The following is an 18,823-nucleotide window of genomic DNA, read 5'->3' as shown; positions in this document are numbered from 1 at the left end:
CCCTCAAGATGAGATTTCCCAACTTCGGTTATAAGATCCCTCAAAGATGATGAGGTTAATAGGTTCGGGGTGGAAGCATAGCGATATGTGGAGCTGACGAATACTAATCGATCGAAGACTTAATCAAATTTCAAGTTTTGATTGGTCGAATTGAAATTTACTTACTATCTAGTTTTGAATGTATAATCGTATATTATATATTTTGGATGCGATGAGCCGCATTGAGATCTCAGGTTTGAGGTCTTTTTTTTATGCTTTTTTATAAGAGAAATTGATATAGTTCATAAGATACATATAAAACATTACATACTGTTTTAAATAGGTATATAAAAAGCATTTTTAATCAGCATTAGTTAAAGACTCATTCAATAAACGAGAATTTAGCTTAAGATGTGTAAGTGGAGAAGCTGTGCGGAAAATTAATAGGCATATGTATATAAAGAAAAAGCAGGAGAAACCATAAGTCATTTTAGAATTATGGCATCTCCTGCTTTTTAGATTAAATCAATAATGAATACAACATTTTGTTTTCATTAATATAGATATTTGATGGATCAAACTCATGTACTTTTTCTTTCAAACGCGTTAAGTCATCATGGTTATTTAATTGAATACCTATGATAACTGTACCTGTGTTTTGAGAAGATTTTTTCAAGTACTCGAATTTAGTGATATCATCATTTGGTCCTAATACTTCATTTACGAACTCTCTTAACGCACCAGGACGTTGAGGGAAGTTGAAAATGAAGTAGTGTTTCATTTCTTCATATAAAAGTGAGCGTTCTTCGATTTCTTTCATACGGTTGATATCGTTGTTACCACCGCTGATAATACAAACTACTGTTTTGCCTTTGATTTGATCACGATATTGTTCTAGAGCTGAGACGCTTAATGCACCTGCAGGTTCTGCGACAATGGCTTGTTTAGAATACATATCTAAGATTGTAGAACATACAGCACCTTCATCGATTTGAAGATAATCATCAACGACTTTTTTCGCAATTTCAAATGTAATTTTGCCGACTTGTGCAACAGATGCACCGTCTACAAACTTATCAATTTCTGGTAATTTCACTCTGTGATGTTCTAAGACAACTGAAGTATACATACTTGCAGCACCTTTAGGTTCAACACCTACAATTTTTGTTTGAGGCGACTTCTCTTTAAAGTAAGTACCTACACCAGAAATTAATCCGCCGCCACCAATTGCGGCAAATAGATAATCTACATCGATATTGCTTTCTTGTGCTTCTTTTAAAATTTCCGCTGCGATTGTACCTTGACCTGCAATTGTATTGACATTGTCAAATGGGTCAATAAAGTTCATCGCATGTTTTTCAGTATATTCTAGGGCTTCTTTTAAACAATCATCAAATGTATCACCAACCAAGATTACTTCAACATTTTCTCCACCAAAGAATTTAACTTGATTAATTTTTTGAAGGGGAGTTGTCACAGGCATAAAGATGACTGCTTTTAATCCTAATCGTTGTGCAGTAAATGCGACACCTTGTGCATGGTTGCCGGCACTCGCACATGTAATACCTTTTGCTTTTTCGCTTTCGCTCAATACTTGAATTGCGTTATAAGCACCTCTTAGTTTAAAAGAACGTACCCATTGCAGATCCTCTCTTTTTAAATATACATTACAGTCATACTTTAAAGATAAATAATGATCTTTCTCTAAAGGCGTTTCTTTGACAATCGGCTGTAATGATAAAAAAGCCTCTTCTATGTCTTTAGCTGATACAGCAGTTTGTACAGTCATTTCGCTCACTCCTTAATTGTGTTGGTATTTCTGTTCGTATTGTTCAATTTGGTCTTCGTATGCCAATGTGACGGCAATATCATCTAGTCCTTGAACAAGTTTGTTCTTCCAAGTTGAATCAATATCAAAATGTAATTCGCGATCAGGTGTTTTGATTACCTGATTCGGAAGGTCAATTTCGAGCTCTTTATATTTCGCAAGGAACTCGCGATCTTCTTTTTCTAGTGCGATAGGTAATAATGCATTTTTCGTGCAGTTCATGTAGAAAATATCACTGAAGCTGCCCGCAATAATAATATTGATGCCATAATCTTTTAATGCCCAAGCTGCGTGTTCACGACTAGAGCCGCAACCAAAGTTATCACCTGTGATAAGAATTGAAGCACCTTTATATTGAGGTTGGTTTAATTCGAATTCAGGGTTATCTGAACCATCTTCTAGATAACGCCACTCATCAAAGGCGTAAGGACCAAGTCCTGTTTTAGAAACGCCTTTGAGATGGACTTTTGGGATAATTTGGTCTGTATCAATATTATCGTGAAATAAAATAGCAGTTTTACCTGTATATTGTGTAATCGGTTCGATTTTAAGCATGTTCAAGCGCCTCCCATTTTCTGACGTCTACGAAGCGTCCTTCAATCGCAGCAGCTGCGGCCATAGCAGGGGATACAAGATGTGTTCTTGCACCTTTACCTTGACGACCTTCGAAGTTACGGTTGCTGGTAGAAGCACAGTGGACACCAGCTGGTACTTGGTCAGGGTTCATACCGAGACACATTGAGCAGCCAGGTTCACGCCATTCAAAGCCTGCATCTTTAAAGATTTTATCAAGTCCTAATGCTTCAGCTTGATGTTTAACACTTCTTGAACCAGGTACAACAATTGCTGTGATATTAGGATGTACTTTATGTCCTTTAACAAATTTACTTGCTTCTTGTAAGTCAGAAAGGCGCGCATTTGTACAAGAGCCTAAGAATACATAACCAAGTTCAATATCTTCAGCTTTTTCACCTGGTTTTAAATCCATGTAGTGATAAGCACGTTCGTCATTGACGTTTTGAATTTCTGGGAAAGGTGTATTGAAGCTTACACCCATTTCAGGACTAGTACCCCAAGTTACTTGTGGTTCTAGGTCAGATACATCTAACTCAATCACACGATCAAATTGTGCATCCTTATCACTATAAAGTGATTGCCAATATTCTGCAGTTTCCTCATCAATATCAGCGTAAGGACGACCTTTGACATATTCTAGTGTTGTTTCATCTGGTTCAACTAAACCATATTTTGCGCCGGCTTCAATCGCCATATTACAGATTGTCATTCTCGCATCCATTGATAGATTACGAATTGTTGAACCTGCAAATTCAAGCGCATAACCTGTACCGAAATCTACACCATATTGATTGATGAGGTGTAAGATAATATCTTTCGCATATACACCTTTAGGCAACTCACCATTAATATCAATTAAAAGATTCTTCGGTTTAGTTTGCCATAATGTTTGTGTCGCAAAAACATGTTCAACTTCACTCGTTCCGATACCGAAAGCAATGGCACCGAAAGCACCGTGTGTTGCTGTGTGAGAGTCACCGCAAACAATGGTTTTACCAGGTTGCGTTAATCCCATTTCTGGTCCAACCATATGTACGATACCTTGTTCTTCAGTACCATTATCAAACAGTCGAACCCCAAACTCTGCACAGTTCTTTTGAAGCGTCTTGATTTGTGTTGCTGCAATTTCATCTTTGATGTTGAAAATATCTTCTGTCGGTACGTTATGATCAATTGTCGCAAACGTTAAATCCGGACGTCTCAGTGGTCTGTGTTGAATTCTTAATCCTTCAAAGGCTTGAGGTGATGTCACTTCATGGATTAAATGCAAGTCAATGTATAATAATTGCGGTTCACCTGCATTTCCTGTGAGAACATGTCTATTCCATATTTTATCGAACAAAGTTTGTCCCATTTCAATCACCATCCTTTAAAGTTGTTGTAAAATTTTCTCGAAGATTTCTGAAGTATGTGCTTTTCCGCCTAAATCAGGTGTCGTAAAGCCTTCTTTCAGTAAACCATAAACAATCTTTTCTAATTCTTCTGCCGCTTCTGCTTGATTAAATGTTTCTCTGAAACACATTGCTAATGAAAGCACCATACCTGTCGGATTCGCAATATCTTGACCCGCAATGTCAGGTGCTGATCCATGAATTGGTTCATAAAGTTTTGTACCTTTTTGTCCATAGCTGACAGAAGGGGATACACCTAATGAACCCGGAATGACAGAAGCTTCATCGCTTAAAATATCACCGAATAAGTTTTCAGTTACAATCACATCAAATTGTGTTGGACGCGTAATCAAATGCATACTGCATGCATCAACAAGTAGATGTTCTACTTCCACATCAGGATATGAAGCAGATACTTCATCAACTGTTTTACGCCATAATTTACTGGATGCTAATACATTTTCTTTGTCCACTGAAGTTAATTTCTTACGTCTTGATTGTGCAAGTTTGAACGCTGCGTGTGCAATACGTTCAACTTCTGCTTTAGTATATGTTAAAGAATCAATTGCATGATCTTCAGCTAATTCTTTCGGTTCACCGAAGTATAAACCGCCTGTTAATTCTCTGACAATCACTAAATCAGTACCTTGTACACGTTCTGCTTTAAGAGGAGAGAATTCAGTCGCGCCTTCAACTACAGCAGTAGGGCGGATATTTGCGAATAACTCTAAGTTCTTTCTTAAAGCAAGTAAGCCAGCTTCAGGTCGTTTTGGGCTGTTTGTCCATTTTGGACCGCCGATTGCACCTAAAAGAATCGCATCAGATTGTTTACAAGCTTCAAGCGTAGATGATGGAAGCGGGTCGCCATAGTTATCTATAGCGGCCCCTCCAAAATCATAAGTTTCTAATTCATAATCAATGTTATATTTTCCACTTAATTTTTCTAATATTTTCAAAGTACCTTCAAGTATTTCTGGACCTATACCATCGCCTGGGAGGGCAGTGATTTTATAACTCATGCGTTCACCTCATTATTAACTGATGCATCAGCAATATGATTAGAATAAGCTTCCACATAAGCTTTACATGAAGCAAGCAATACGTCATGGTCGATACCGATACCGTAGTAAGAGCGTCCATCAATGCTAAGTTCAACGTTAACTTGTGCTTGTGCATCTGAACCTTCAGTTACTGAAGAGATTTGATAGTTCAACAATTCAGATTCAGCATCGAAGATTAAGTCTACTGCATTGTATACTGCAAGAATAGAACCTGTTCCTGTTGCTGCTGATTGATATTGCTTGCCGTCATTATCACGAAGTTGAACGACTGCACTTTGTACACCTTCAGCCACAAATTGTAGTTGAAGATTTTCAACATGATAAGCAGCATTTGTTTCATGGTAATGACCTTGAACAAGGGCATGTACGTCATAATCAGAAACATTTTTCTTTTTATCGGCTATAGATTTGAACTGTTTGAACAATTCAACTTGTTTTTCTGGACTGATTTCGTAGCCAAGTTGTTTTAACTTTTCAGCGAAAGCATGTTTACCAGACAATTTACCAAGAGGCAATTCAGATGTTTGGATACCCACTAATTGTGGCGTCATGATTTCGTATGTTTCACGGTTTTTCAAGAAGCCGTCTTGGTGGATACCTGATTCATGACTGAATGCGTTTTGACCGATAACAGCTTTATTTCGAGGTACTGGAATACCAGCGAAACGAGAAATTAAATCAGAAGTTTCTTTAGTACGTCCAAGCTCAAGTCTTGTTTCAATACCATAGTGATCTTTACGTACGTATAAACCAAGCGCAACTTCTTCAAGTGCAGTATTACCAGCACGTTCACCGATACCGTTAATTGTACCTTCAACACGTTTTGCACCATTTTCGATGGCAGCCATGCTGTTTGCAACAGCTAAGCCTAGGTCATCGTGGCAGTGTGCACTATAGATAATTTCTTGATCAGATTTAACATTTTCAAGCAATACTTTAAAGATATTTCCGAATTCAGTTGGATAGCTATAACCTACTGTATCAGGAATGTTGATAATTGTTGCACCTGCGTCTACAGCTGTTTGCACACTTTTGATTAAGAAATCTAAATCAGTACGTGTTGCATCTTCGGGTGAGAATTGTACAACATCGAATAAAGATTTGCCATAAGCAACATTTTCAGTAATTTGCTCTAGCACTTCTTCTTGAGTCATTTTCAATTTATGCTCTAAATGAATAGGGCTAGTAGCGATAAATACATGTAATTGCGGATATTTTGCTTCTTTAGTTGCTTCGTACACAGCATCGATGTCGCTTTTCTTACATCTTGCTAAGCCTACTACAGCAGTTTTAGTTAAAGCTTGTGAAATAGCTTGAACTGATTTAAAGCTACCTTCACTAGAAGCAGGGAATCCAGCTTCAATTACATCGACACCCCATTTTTCAAGTTGCTTTGCGATAGTCAGTCTTTCATCAAAGGAAAAACTGACTCCGGGCGTTTGTTCACCGTCTCTTAGTGTTGTATCAAAAATTTGAATATGACTCATAAATAATCAACCTCCTGATTTAGTATTATTCTTCAATAGTTTTATTTTCAACGAATGGCATCATTTCACGAAGTTTTTTACCAACTTCTTGGATTTGGTGACCTTGTGCTGCTTTACGTAGTTTGTAGAATTCTTCGAATCCATTTTCATTATCTTTAATGAAGTTGTTAGCGAATGTACCGTTTTGGATGTCAGTTAATACAGCTTTCATGTTTTCTTTAACGTCTGGTGTGATAACACGTGGACCTGAAACATAGTCACCGTATTCAGCAGTGTTTGAAATTGAATAACGCATAGTTTCCATACCGCCTTCGTACATTAAGTCAGCGATCAATTTCATTTCATGTAATACTTCGAAGTAAGCAAGTTCTGGTTGGTAACCAGCTTCAACTAATGTTTCGAAACCGTTTTGAATTAATTGAGTAACACCACCGCAAAGTACTGCTTGTTCACCGAATAAGTCTGTTTCAGTTTCTTCTTTGAATGTAGTTTCAATGACCCCAGCTTTAGTTGCGCCGATACCTTTTGCATAGCTTAATGCGATGTCAAAAGCGTTACCAGTTGCATCTTGGCCTACACCAAATAATGCAGGAACTGAGCTGCCTTCAGTGAATGTACGTCTTACAAGGTGACCAGGGCCTTTAGGAGCTACTAAGAATACATCTACGTCACTTGGTGGTTTGATTACATCGAAGTGGATGTTGAAACCATGTGCAAATGCTAATGCATTACCAGCTTCTAGGTTAGGAGCGATTTCTTCGTCGTATACTTTACCTTGGATTTCATCTGGTAATAATACCATGATTACGTCTGCTTGTTTTACTGCTTCTCCAACTGGATATACATCGAATCCATCTTTTTTAGCTCTGTCGAAAGAATGTCCTGGGCGGATACCGATTATAACGTCATAGCCGTTGTCTTTAAGGTTTTTAGCATGTGCGTGACCTTGAGAACCGTAGCCTAATACCGCGATTTTTTTACCTTCTAAAGCGTCTTTTTTCACTGATTCGTCATAATAAACTGTTGTCATAATAAATTCCTCCAAAAATTTGTTTTATTTTAAATTCTCAACTTTGTGAAAATTCAAATTATAATAATGCTGCAGTTCCTGTTCTAGAAACTTGTTCAATCTGTTGTGATGATAGTGCATGTAATACATCATCAAGTGCTTGTTGTGTACCTGATGCTTGTAAATAAGTATGACCATCTTCTTCTTTTAATACTGAAACTAGCGCATCACTGTGATTGATCAAGTTGTCTAATTCTGTTTTATCTGCAGGTGTTGCAATTTTAGCAAGTAATAATTCCACACTGTAGACGTTGTTATCTGTGATATTTTCTACAGAAAGTACATTGATTTGTTTTTCTAAATGGAGCATGAGTGATTGTACTTTTGATGCTTCATCTAACTCAGCTACGAATGTCATATCAGAAATACCAGGTTGAATACTTGGTGTAACACAAAGTGTTACGATATTAAACTGACGTCTTAAAAAGGTACTTGTCAGTCGGTTTAATGTACCAGATTTATCTAATACTTGCGTCTTGAATGTATATCTCATAGGACACCCTCCATTTCGTTGTTCGCTTTACCGCTTGGTACCATCGGTAAAACTGGTTCTTTAGGTGAGATTCTTACTTCGATTAAAGCAGGGCCTTTGTGCGCAAATGCTGCTTCTAAATCTGCTTCAAGTGTTTTAGGATCATCTACTAAGAATGCTTTCACACCATATGCTTCTGATAATTGTTGGAAATCTGGTTGGCCATTGAATACTGAATGAGAGAAACGTTGTTTAAAGAATTTATCTTGCCATTGTTTAACCATTCCTAGTGTGCCGTTATTGATAAGGACGATTTTGATATCTAAACCATACTCATTTAAGATTGCCATTTCTTGGTTGGTCATTTGGAAACCGCCATCTCCAACGAAACAAACAACTGTTTTATCAGGTTGTGCTAATTTAGCACCGATAGCAGAAGGGATGCCGAAGCCCATTGTTCCAAGACCACCGCTTGTTACTAATTGATTATCATGTTTGAATGGATAGAATTGCGCTGCCCACATTTGGTGTTGGCCGACATCTGTTGTAACTAGCGCTTCTCCATTTGTAATTTTACCGATATACTCGATGGCTTGTTGAGGTTTGATAAATACATCTGCTTCTTCATCTGTGTATGCAAATGGGTGAGATTTCTGATTATTCACATAATAGTCAACCCAGTCTTTATGTTGGTCGTAAGTATTAGTTTCTGTAAGCAATGCTTCAAGCATCAATTTACAGTCAGCTACTACGCCCAAATCTGTTTTGATGATTTTGTTGATTTCAGAAGGATCGATGTCTACATGAACAACCTTAGCGTTTTCTGCAAATTTATCTGGGTTACTTGCAAGGCGGTCATCGAAGCGGCTGCCAAAGTTGATAAGCAAGTCGCAATCAGAAAGTGCCATGTTGCTTGCGTAAGATCCGTGCATACCGCCCATACCTAAGAATAGGGGATTGCTGTAAGGAATTGTGCCTAACCCATGTAAAGTTGTGACTACTGGAATTTGATGGCGTTCAGCAAATGTAGTCAGAAGTGGACCTGATTCTGAATGTCTCACGCCTGCACCAGCTAAAATGACTGGTTTCTTCGCTGATTTCAACCATTCTAGTACAGTTTGTACATCTTGAGGGTTCGGTGCATCAGCTAAACGATATCCTGGTAAATCAAGCTCGTCACATACATCAACATCAGATTGTAGAATGCCGACATCTTTAGGGAAGTCGATGACTACTGGGCCTTTACGACCTGTATTTGCAATGTGAAACGCTTGATGTACCACTTCAGGAATTTCGTCTGGATGTTTAACTTGGAAGTTGTGTTTAGTGATAGGTGTTGTCATTGAAAGTAAATCCGCTTCTTGGAATGCATCTTTACCGATACCTGGTGTTGCAACTTGTCCTGTAAATACTACAAGTGGCAATGAATCACTAAATGCGTCTGCGATACCTGTAATAACGTTTGTTGCTCCTGGACCGCTGGTAACTACAACTACGCCAGGTTTGCCAGAAACTCTGGCATAACCTTCCGCAGCGTGTACAGCACCTTGTTCGTGTCGTGCTAAGATATGTTTGATTTTACCATCGTAAAATGTATCATAGAGCGGTAGCACGGCACCTCCTGGATAACCGAAAAGCAACTCTGTGCCTTCTTTCAACAGTGCTTCTACCAACAATTCCGAACCGCTTCTACTCGTTTTCGTGGCTGCTTGTGTACTGTTTGCTTCTTCATTATGTTTAGTCATTTGTGGGTTAGACATAAAGCATCACTCCTCAATTAGATATTCTGGTACTCTCATAACACCGCCCGTATTTGCACTTGTAACAAGTGCTGTATAACGTGCTAAGTAACCTGTTTTCACTTTAGCTTTAAATGGTTTGACTTCTGTTTTACGTTTGTTCATTTCTTCTTCTGAAACATCTACATCTAATGTTCTGTTTGTTAAGTCGATGACGATTTCATCACCATCACGAATTAATCCGATTGGTCCGCCTGATGCTGCTTCAGGTGAAATGTGTCCGACTGCGATACCTCTTGTTGCTCCTGAGAATCTTCCGTCAGTGATTAATGCAACATCTTTACCCAAGCCGCGACCTACGATAGATGAAGTAGGGGCTAACATCTCAGGCATTCCTGGTCCGCCTTTAGGGCCTTCATAACGAATAACTACAACGTGACCTTCACGTACAGTGTGGTTATCAATTGCTTCAACAGCTTCATCATGAGAGTCGAAACAAATGGCTTTTCCTTTAAAGACTTTGATTTCAGGATCTACACCGCCGACTTTGATAACTGCACCATTTGGAGCTAAGTTACCATATAAGATTGAAAGGCCACCTTCTTTATCGTACGGATTATCAAGTGGATGGATGACATCTGTGTTTTTGATTTCTTTGCCTTGGTTGTTTTCGCGAAGTGTTTTACCTGTAACAGTCACTCTGTCAGGGTGCAATGTACCTTCTTTTTTCATTAATTCATTGATGATAGCAGGAACACCGCCGGCTTCATGAACATCGTGCATAGAATAAGAAGAACTTGGTGCGATTTTAGATAAATAAGGTGTACGTTTAGCAATTTCATTGATACGGCTTAAGTCATAATCAACACCCGCTTCATTTGCGATTGCAAGTGTGTGAAGTACTGTGTTTGTTGAACCGCCCATCGCCATATCTAATGCGAATGCATCATCTAATGCTTCTTTTGTAACGATATCACGTGGTTTCAAATCATTTTTAATATTGTCTACTAATTGGAAAGCGGCTTGTCGAATCATTTCTCGACGTTGGTCTGATACGGCTAATGCTGTACCATTATATGGAAGTGCTAGTCCTAATACTTCCATTAAACAGTTCATTGAGTTTGCTGTGAACATACCTGCGCAAGAACCGCAAGTAGGGCAAGCATTTTGTTCCATATCTAAGAATTCTTCTTTTGTCATTGAACCGCCTTTAAAGGCACCAACTGCTTCGAACATAGATGAAAGAGTTAAGGCTTTACCTGTTGTAGATAAACCAGCTTTCATCGGTCCGCCTGAACAGAAGATAGCAGGTACGTTTGTTCTAACTGCTGCCATTAACATTCCTGGTGTGATTTTGTCACAGTTAGGAATGTAGAAGACGCCGTCGAACCAATGTGCATTGATAACTGTTTCAGCTGCATCTGCGATGATTTCACGAGATGGTAATGAATAACGCATTCCAATGTGTCCCATTGCGATACCATCGTCAACACCAATTGTGTTGAATTCAAATGGAATTGCGCCTGCTTCTCGGATAGCTTCTTTTGCAATATCTGCTAATTCTCTTAAGTGAACATGTCCTGGAACGATATCGATATAAGAGTTACAAATCGCTACGAATGGTTTGTTCATATCTGTTGGATCTTTGATTTGTCCTGTGGCATGAAGTAAACTTCTGGCCGGAGCCTGTTGGTCTCCTTTTTTGATTGTGTCGCTTCTCAATATAATTCCCCCCGAAGATTCAAATAAAAAAACGTCCCAATAATTATTGGGACGTCAATGGAAGTCCCATTCAATCGGAAATAGGACTTAAACATTTAGTAATGGTTTTTACTAAAGTTCGAGTCCTAGCAAATTAATAAAATGACTAAAATATTTGTTGTTGTCGGTAGAGTATTTGCTTGTGTTCTGTTAGTCATTTCAATTTGCTCCTTTCGAATGGTTTTATGAATAAATTTGAATTGTCTAAAAATTTGATAAACTTAATTTACTACATGTCCAGGGGGATGTCAACCGGATTTCTGAAAATTTTTTAATTTCATACATGAAAACGTTTTTAATAATTACATATTTCATTTTTAAAGCAAACAATCATTATAGTCAAAAGCAGTTGCATGCCATGTTACAATATAGAAGACGAAATTTCTGTACGCATACAGAATAGAAAATAGGAGACTTGAAAATGATAACAATCAACAATATTGATCAAATGAATCAATTTGCTGAAATACTGACAAAGCATTTACAACCCAAAGATCTAATTTTATTAAACGGTAATTTAGGTGCAGGAAAGACAACATTAAGTCAATTCATCGGTAAGCATTTAGGAGTGAAACGTACAATTAATTCTCCAACCTTCAATATTATTAAATCTTATAAAGGAACGAACATGAAATTTCATCATATGGATTGCTATCGCTTAGAAGATTCTGATGAAGACTTAGGGTTCGATGAATATTTTGATGATCATGCAGTAACCGTTATTGAATGGAGTACATTTATTCAAGACTTATTGCCAGATAATCATTTAACGATTAATCTTACTGCAGTAGATGAAAATAAAAGAGAAATTACAATAGAAGCACAAGGTGCGCATTATGCACAACTGAAGGAGGACGTCACACGTGATTTACTTGCTGCTGGATACATCCAATAAGCCTATGTCGCTTGCAGTGATGCAAGATGAAAATATACTAGTAGAACATACCACAAATATTAAACGTAATCATTCTGTTCAACTGATGCCGGCGATTCAAAAAATCATTGAAGAAGCAGGTATCACTAAAAGAGATATTAATGCAATTATCGTTGCTAAAGGTCCTGGTTCATACACTGGATTAAGAATTGGTGTTACGACTGCTAAAACGTTAGCTTATGCATTAAATACAGAGTTATATGGCGTTTCATCTTTAGAAGCCTTAGCTGCAACTTTACCTGATACACAGACTGAACAGTTAATTGTTCCCGTGTTTGATGCAAGACGAGAAGCGGTTTATACAGGTGTTTATCAATACCAAGAAGGTCAACTTGTTAACTTATTAGAAGACCAATATATGTTGATTACAGATTTAAATGATTATCTGAATCAACAACAACAGCCACACGTTTTTGTCGGTCATGATTTAGAAAATATTACTGAGTTGCTAAATGGACCGATAATTCATCAACTTCCTAATGCCAGCGTGATGCAAAGTTTAATTACGCAACCAGAAAATATCCATACCTTTAAACCAGACTATCTTAAACTTTCTGAGGCAGAACGCAATTGGTTAAAAACGCAACAGAATTAAATGGCTTGAATATACGATTGATGACTGTAGAGGATGTGCCGAAAGTTTTTGATTTAGAACGCTTGTGTTTTAATGATAGCTCTTGGACTATTGATGCTTTTTATCATGAAGTCGAACGTAATCAATTTGCACGTTATTTTGTGATGGAATATGAGCAAGAGATTATTGGTTATATCGGTATATGGACCGTCATTGATCAAGCACAAATTACGACAGTTGCGGTAACTGAAAAGATGCGCGGGTATGGATTAGGAAAGTTAATTGTGGAGTATGCGATGAATTTCGCTAGACAAACATGTGAGGTTATGAGTTTAGAAGTACGTATTGAAAACAGCATTGCGCGTCGTGTTTATGAATCATTAGGATTCAATTACGGCGGCAAACGAAAAAATTATTATGGAGAAGGCGAGGATGCACTCGTAATGTGGGTGGATTTATAATGGAAAAAGATACATTAATTTTAGCAATAGAATCAAGCTGTGATGAAACAAGTGCCAGTGTGATTAAAAATGGCAAAGAAATCTTAAGCAATACTGTGCTAAGTCAAATTGAAAGTCATAAACGTTTCGGCGGCGTGGTCCCTGAAGTAGCGAGCCGTCATCATGTGGAAGGTATTACACAAACGATAGATGAGGCCTTAACAACAGCACATACAGATATGGAAGCAATAGATGCGGTTGCGGTGACAGAAGGTCCAGGTTTAATCGGTGCACTTTTAATCGGAGTCAATGCAGCAAAAGCATTAGCATATGCATATGATAAACCATTAATCCCGGTGCATCATATTGCAGGTCATATCTATGCGAATAATTTAGAAGAACCATTCGAGTTTCCGTTGATGGCACTGATAGTATCAGGTGGTCATACAGAGTTAGTTTATATGAAAGACCATTTAAACTTTGAAGTTATCGGTGAAACAAGAGACGATGCAGTCGGTGAAGCTTATGATAAAGTGGCACGTACAATCGGCTTGCCGTATCCCGGCGGACCGAAAGTCGATCAACTCGCAACAGAAGGGGAAGATGTCTACGACTTCCCACGTGTATGGCTAGAACCGGATAGTTTTGATTTTAGCTTCAGTGGTTTAAAAAGTGCAGTTATCAATAAGCTGCATAACTTGAAACAAAAGAATAAAGAAATTATTCCTGAAAATGTTGCGGCAAGTTTCCAAAATAGTGTCGTTGAAGTTTTAGTACACAAGGCGATTAAAGCATGTGAAACGTATCAAGTGAATCAGTTAATAGTCGCAGGTGGTGTCGCAAGCAACAAAGGTTTACGAAAAGCACTTAAAGAAGCATGTGCAGAACATCAGATTAAATTATCAATTCCAAGTCCGAAGTTATGTACTGACAATGCGGCGATGATTGGTGCAGCAGGTCATTATTTATATGAAGCTGGATTAAAAGCTGATTTAGATTTAAATGGTAAAAGCAGTATTGATATTGAAGAATTTTCAGTAGAATAATTGAATATAAAGAAATATTGATAAAAGAAAAAGTAGAGAAGCAGTTATTTTGCTTCTCTACTTTTTTGTATTTTTTAATGCATTTTGATAAACAGCATCAGGAAAGTGCATTAAGCGTAATAATTCAATTGCATTACGAGTATCTGCTTTACCTGGTTTGATTTTATAGTCAAAATAAATTTCATCATCTTTAATCGTTTCATTAAAATGATAATTCGCAAAATCCTGTTCAAGTAGTTGTGATAATTCAATATCATGCGTTGCCGCAATGATTCTGTATTCGGGATGTTCTGCAAGGTAATTTAAAACTGATTCAGAAGCAGCAATGCGCTCTGTTGTATTCGTTCCCTTAAATATTTCATCGATAAAGCAATAACAATAAGTGTCTGTTTGATCCATTAAGCGTAAGATAGATTTCAATTCTGCGATGAAGTAACTATCTCCGCTCAGTACATCATCTTGATTCGCCATAGAAGTTAAAATCATACCAGGCTTATATTTGAATTGAGTCGCTAATGCTGTATCAACAGTTTGCGCTAATACTAAATTGAGTGCTACAGCTTTCATGAACGTCGATTTACCTGATGCGTTCGAACCTGTCAGTAAGATATTTCGCTGAATGTTTAAATCATTTGGGACAGGTGTCTCAAGTAAAGGGTGAACTAACGCGTTGAATTCTAATTCAGGTTGTTGTGTGACTTCAGGATGTGTATATGATTCTAAAGTTTCTTGCCATAAAGCAATCGCATAATGATTGTCAATTTCACTGACATAGTCATAACAAGCCATCAGTTCATCTTGATGCTTAGTAAAGGTATTTTGAACTGAATTGAAAATAACATAATCTAACATGAAAGCGAGTTTAATAAATTCTGCCATCGCACCGCCTTCGTTATCAGGTGAAACTTTACCTAGTAGGGGACTGAATCGTTTGGCTTTCGCGAAATGTTTGAAATTCACATCAAGTTCAGGTGCTTGTTCAAGTTGATGAATACGTTCAGCTTTTTTAATGACATTAACAGAATAAAAGGTTGCGTTGATATATTCAGAGTAGTGTTTGGATAATTTACCGCTTAGAAAGATATTCAACACAATCGTAAAGAGTAATATTAATAAGCCTGGACCCTTTAGAATAGGTACAAGTATCAAACCTATAATAGGAAGCAAAGGACATAGATAATAAATATTTTGCATTTTAATCGGTTTGATTTGATCCGGAAACATTGGGTAAATTGTTTTGCCAATTTGTGATAAATGTACAGACACACTTTGACGAAATGTTTTATGATTTTTGAACTTGTTAATCAAACTTTGGTTGTTAACTTTAAACATGCCTCGAAGTGTTGCGTATAAGCGCATTTCACCAATTGCGGTGAAATTATAATTGAGTTGTTGAAACACGTCGTCTAAATTTAAATCGGACCATGTTTTATCATCGAGTGTATGTTCATTTTGCTGATGATATGTATCGTATTGATAGCGATAATGTTGATTGGGACGTATGAAGCTTTCAGATTTAGCGCGTGCATCCCATAATGAACGTATACGTTGTGCAGCGCGGTATTTTTGGTAGTAAGTGAGTATGATATAAAGCGCTGTAATCACTAGCCACATGAAGATTAAAAATAAGAAAATATTAAGTACACTATCCATGAATAATACCTCTCTATTTATATGAATTATTTATAGTATCTCATAATAATGAGCAGTCGCCAATTTTGATTGAGTTGTTGTTTTGTCAATAGCGAACATGCGTACTTATCAACAATAAGTGAATAACTTGTGGATAAGTGTGGGTAAATAGGTGAATAACTGTGGAAAGTGATGTGAATAGTCTTTAAAATGGTGTCATTTTTCCTGTGGATAAAGTGGATAACTCTGTGGATAGTTGATGTTAAGGGATTTTTAATGTTGATAATTTTGTTAAGGAATTGTAATAAAAGAGGACTAAAAATGAAGTGTTCATTTCTAGTCCTCGGTAACCTTTATGGTTTATATTATTTTTTCTTGTAATTCTTCCCACGTTTCCATAACTTGTTCGAGTTGGTGTTCGATAGTGTCTTTTTCTTCAGCTAACTGTGCAGCTTTTTCTGGATCATTAAATACTTCTGGTTGTGTTAATTGATGATCGATGGTTTCGATTTGTTCTTCGAACTTTTCAATTTCTGCTTCACAGTTTTCAATTTGGCGTTCTAACTGACGTAGTTCTCTACGCTGTGCTTTTTGATTTTCGTATGAATTCGTATTTTCTTCAGTCGAGATTTGTGCTGCTTGTTGTGCTTCATTTTTTGCGGCAATCGCGGCTTTCTCTTCAGTTTTATCTAAATAATATTGATAATTGCCTGCGTAAACAGTACCGCCATCTGGTTGCATATCGAAAACTTTATTTGCCAGTTGATTAATAAAGTAACGGTCATGTGAAACGAAGATTAAAGTACCTTCAAAATCTTGAAGTGCTTGTTCTAACATTTCTTTAGAATCGATATCTAAGTGGTTGGTAGGCTCGTCAAGAATTAAGACATTATTACGTTCTAACATCAATAATGCCAATTGTAAGCGGGCTTTTTCACCACCTGATAAATCATTGATGATTTTTTTAACATCATCTTGAACAAATAAGAAACGACCTAATACTGCACGTACATCTTTTTCTGGCATGGTAGGGTATTGGTCCCATACATAGTCTAAAATGGTTTTATTAGATTTGAATTCTGCTTGTTTTTGATCGTAGTAACCGACACGTAAATTTGCGCCATGAATAATTTCGCCGCCTAATTTAGGAATACGGTCGGCTACAGTTTTAATGAATGTTGATTTTCCGATACCGTTCGGTCCAATGACTGCTAAATGATTTCCTTTAGTGATTTCCATTGTGATAGGGGCAATCACAGGCTCTGCATAACCGATTTCTAAGTTTCTAATATGGTATACGTCATTACCTGTATTACGATCAAAATCGAATTGGATATTAGCGCTGCGAGCATCTAACATCGGTTTATCGATACGTTCAATTTTTTCTAAAACTTTTCGACGACTTTTAGCCATTCCGCTTGTTGATGCACGTGTGATATTTTTTTCGACAAATGTTTCTAGTCGTTTAATTTCAGCTTGTTGACGTTCGTATTCTTGCATGCGTTTTTGATAATATTGATCACGTTGTGTGATGAATTTACTATAGTTGCCGACATAGTGTTGAACTGCACCGAGTGCGACATCGTAGATTTGGTTGACCGTTTTATCTAAGAAGAAGCGGTCGTGACTGATAATAACGATAGCACCTTTAAAGTAATTCAAATAATCTTCGAGCCATTGTGTTGTTTCCATATCTAAATGGTTGGTCGGCTCATCAAGTAATAATAAATCAGGTTCACTCAATAGCATTTGTGCGAGTGACAAACGCGTTTTTTGACCACCGCTGAAATCATTTACTGAACGATTGAAATCTTCTTCGTTAAAATCTAGTCCGTGTAAGACCGTTTTAATCTTGCTTTCAAATTGATACCCCTCTAGGCGTTCAAATTGGTTAGACAAAGCTTCATATCTTGCCATATGGTCTTTGAAAGTCTCAGATTCATATTCATCAGCATGATTGGCTAACCAATTAGTTTCCGCCTGCATTTCTTGTTCCATTTGTTTAAGATACGCAAAAGGTTTAGACATCTCTTCCCATACGGTATGGTCAGTATCTAAGGTCATTTGTTGTGTTAAATAACCGACTTTTAAATTTTTGATTTTCGAGACATTGCCGCTATCATAACCATCCACACCAGCAATGATTTTCATTAATGTTGATTTGCCAGCGCCATTTCTGCCGACAATGCCTATTTTTTCATGACTCTTTACTTCAAAGTGGACATCACTAAAGATTTCTTCCCCGTCGAAGGATTTTGAGACATTGTTTAATTGTAGTAATATCATTCAAATTTATACGAGATTTGTCTGTAAATATCTCGTAGTCCTCCTTCCTAAAAAGCGTCGCTTAGTTACTATTATAAGCGCAATTGACATGAATTCCTAACATATCACGCGAAATTAAAAGATTGAATATTTTATCAGAAATTTGTGTCAATACACATTTAATACAGACCATTAATTATGATTTGTTTTAAAAAAATGTGTTCAAAACAAAATTCTAATCGTATAATAGTTAGTACATTGCTGTAATTTACAAATGCAATTATGGATGTTTTAGTGTAATAAAGAGCGTATTCACTAAAATGTTGATAATACAGTCATTCCAATTTCTGAAATCATACGGTATACTTAAATAATAAAAAATGATTCCAGAAACAAGCTGAGTATTGTTGTACAGCATTATTAACTATGATAATACTATAATCTGCTAATAGTCGATAAAATGACTACTTTTCACAACTCCATGGCTAAATTAACATAACTTCATACGATTAAAAGTATAGTTTTATTATGGTTGAACTGAATAAAGTTTGGGATAGTAGTTAGAAAGA

The 18,823-nt window shown here is 37.0% G+C and carries 15 protein-coding genes and 1 rRNA gene; 5 read left to right on the top strand and 11 right to left on the bottom strand.

Annotated features, from left to right (window positions below; genetic code table 11):
- A 23S ribosomal RNA gene (locus tag KRR19_RS09215) occupies positions 1–127 on the top strand; the annotation flags it as partial.
- Positions 128–499: 372 nt separating this feature from the next.
- On the opposite strand, the gene ilvA is transcribed toward KRR19_RS09215, so the two are convergent.
- From ilvA to ilvD, 9 genes are read right to left on the bottom strand one after another with little or no spacing between them, the layout of a single operon-like run.
- Complete coding sequence (gene ilvA, locus KRR19_RS09210) at positions 500–1,768, bottom strand: threonine ammonia-lyase IlvA (RefSeq protein WP_057510853.1); 1,269 nt, start codon at positions 1,766–1,768, stop codon at positions 500–502.
- A 12-nt stretch (positions 1,769–1,780) separates the two neighbouring features.
- Positions 1,781–2,362, bottom strand: coding sequence for a 3-isopropylmalate dehydratase small subunit (leuD, locus tag KRR19_RS09205; protein WP_002481742.1), 582 nt, complete (start codon positions 2,360–2,362; stop codon positions 1,781–1,783).
- Positions 2,355–3,737 (bottom strand): 3-isopropylmalate dehydratase large subunit, encoded by a 1,383-nt coding sequence (leuC, locus tag KRR19_RS09200; protein WP_002481741.1) that lies wholly within the window; start codon positions 3,735–3,737, stop codon positions 2,355–2,357. Before leuC ends, leuD begins: the two co-directional genes overlap by 8 nt.
- A gap of 15 nt (positions 3,738–3,752) precedes the next feature.
- A complete protein-coding gene (gene leuB, locus KRR19_RS09195) occupies positions 3,753–4,793 on the bottom strand; it encodes a 3-isopropylmalate dehydrogenase (RefSeq protein WP_002481740.1) in 1,041 nt (346 codons plus the stop codon).
- Positions 4,790–6,322: a 2-isopropylmalate synthase gene (locus tag KRR19_RS09190; protein WP_002481739.1), complete on the bottom strand. Its 1,533-nt coding sequence runs from the start codon at positions 6,320–6,322 to the stop codon at positions 4,790–4,792. The genes leuB and KRR19_RS09190 overlap by 4 nt, the downstream gene beginning before the upstream one ends.
- A 25-nt stretch (positions 6,323–6,347) precedes the next feature.
- The gene (ilvC, locus tag KRR19_RS09185) at positions 6,348–7,352 is read right to left on the bottom strand and encodes a ketol-acid reductoisomerase (protein ID WP_002481738.1); all 1,005 of its coding nucleotides are present in this window, start codon (positions 7,350–7,352) and stop codon (positions 6,348–6,350) included.
- A gap of 58 nt (positions 7,353–7,410) precedes the next feature.
- Positions 7,411–7,884, bottom strand: coding sequence for an acetolactate synthase small subunit (ilvN, locus tag KRR19_RS09180; RefSeq protein ID WP_002481737.1), 474 nt, complete (start codon positions 7,882–7,884; stop codon positions 7,411–7,413).
- The gene (ilvB, locus tag KRR19_RS09175) at positions 7,881–9,608 is read right to left on the bottom strand and encodes a biosynthetic-type acetolactate synthase large subunit (RefSeq protein ID WP_253901119.1); all 1,728 of its coding nucleotides are present in this window, start codon (positions 9,606–9,608) and stop codon (positions 7,881–7,883) included. The genes ilvN and ilvB overlap by 4 nt, the downstream gene beginning before the upstream one ends.
- Positions 9,609–9,629: 21 nt before the next feature.
- Positions 9,630–11,324 (bottom strand): dihydroxy-acid dehydratase, encoded by a 1,695-nt coding sequence (gene ilvD / locus KRR19_RS09170; RefSeq protein ID WP_002481735.1) that lies wholly within the window; start codon positions 11,322–11,324, stop codon positions 9,630–9,632.
- A gap of 460 nt (positions 11,325–11,784) precedes the next feature.
- Between ilvD and tsaE the strand changes: the two genes are divergently transcribed.
- From tsaE to tsaD, 4 genes are read left to right on the top strand one after another with little or no spacing between them, the layout of a single operon-like run.
- On the top strand, positions 11,785–12,258 hold the full coding sequence (gene tsaE / locus KRR19_RS09165; RefSeq protein ID WP_023015916.1) for a tRNA (adenosine(37)-N6)-threonylcarbamoyltransferase complex ATPase subunit type 1 TsaE: 474 nt from the start codon (positions 11,785–11,787) through the stop codon (positions 12,256–12,258).
- Positions 12,227–12,892 carry a tRNA (adenosine(37)-N6)-threonylcarbamoyltransferase complex dimerization subunit type 1 TsaB gene (tsaB, locus tag KRR19_RS09160; protein ID WP_023015915.1) on the top strand — a complete coding sequence of 222 codons (666 nt, stop codon included), beginning with the start codon at positions 12,227–12,229 and terminating at the stop codon, positions 12,890–12,892. Before tsaE ends, tsaB begins: the two co-directional genes overlap by 32 nt.
- Before the next feature lie 20 nt (positions 12,893–12,912).
- Complete coding sequence (rimI, locus tag KRR19_RS09155; RefSeq protein ID WP_096754679.1) at positions 12,913–13,332, top strand: ribosomal protein S18-alanine N-acetyltransferase; 420 nt, start codon at positions 12,913–12,915, stop codon at positions 13,330–13,332.
- The gene (gene tsaD, locus KRR19_RS09150) at positions 13,332–14,357 is read left to right on the top strand and encodes a tRNA (adenosine(37)-N6)-threonylcarbamoyltransferase complex transferase subunit TsaD (protein ID WP_156666822.1); all 1,026 of its coding nucleotides are present in this window, start codon (positions 13,332–13,334) and stop codon (positions 14,355–14,357) included. The genes rimI and tsaD overlap by 1 nt, the downstream gene beginning before the upstream one ends.
- A gap of 57 nt (positions 14,358–14,414) precedes the next feature.
- On the opposite strand, the gene KRR19_RS09145 is transcribed toward tsaD, so the two are convergent.
- A complete protein-coding gene (locus KRR19_RS09145; protein WP_023015913.1) occupies positions 14,415–16,010 on the bottom strand; it encodes a MutS-related protein in 1,596 nt (531 codons plus the stop codon).
- Between the two features lie 339 nt (positions 16,011–16,349).
- Positions 16,350–18,275 carry an ABC-F family ATP-binding cassette domain-containing protein gene (locus tag KRR19_RS09140; protein WP_057510847.1) on the bottom strand — a complete coding sequence of 642 codons (1,926 nt, stop codon included), beginning with the start codon at positions 18,273–18,275 and terminating at the stop codon, positions 16,350–16,352.
- Positions 18,276–18,823: the final 548 nt, after the last annotated feature.

Origin of the sequence: Staphylococcus sp. CWZ226 (genome assembly GCF_018986355.1) — a bacterium.
In the GTDB taxonomy this organism is placed as follows: Bacteria; Bacillota; Bacilli; order Staphylococcales; family Staphylococcaceae; genus Staphylococcus; species Staphylococcus simulans.
This window is presented reverse-complemented; position numbering and strand designations above follow the sequence as displayed.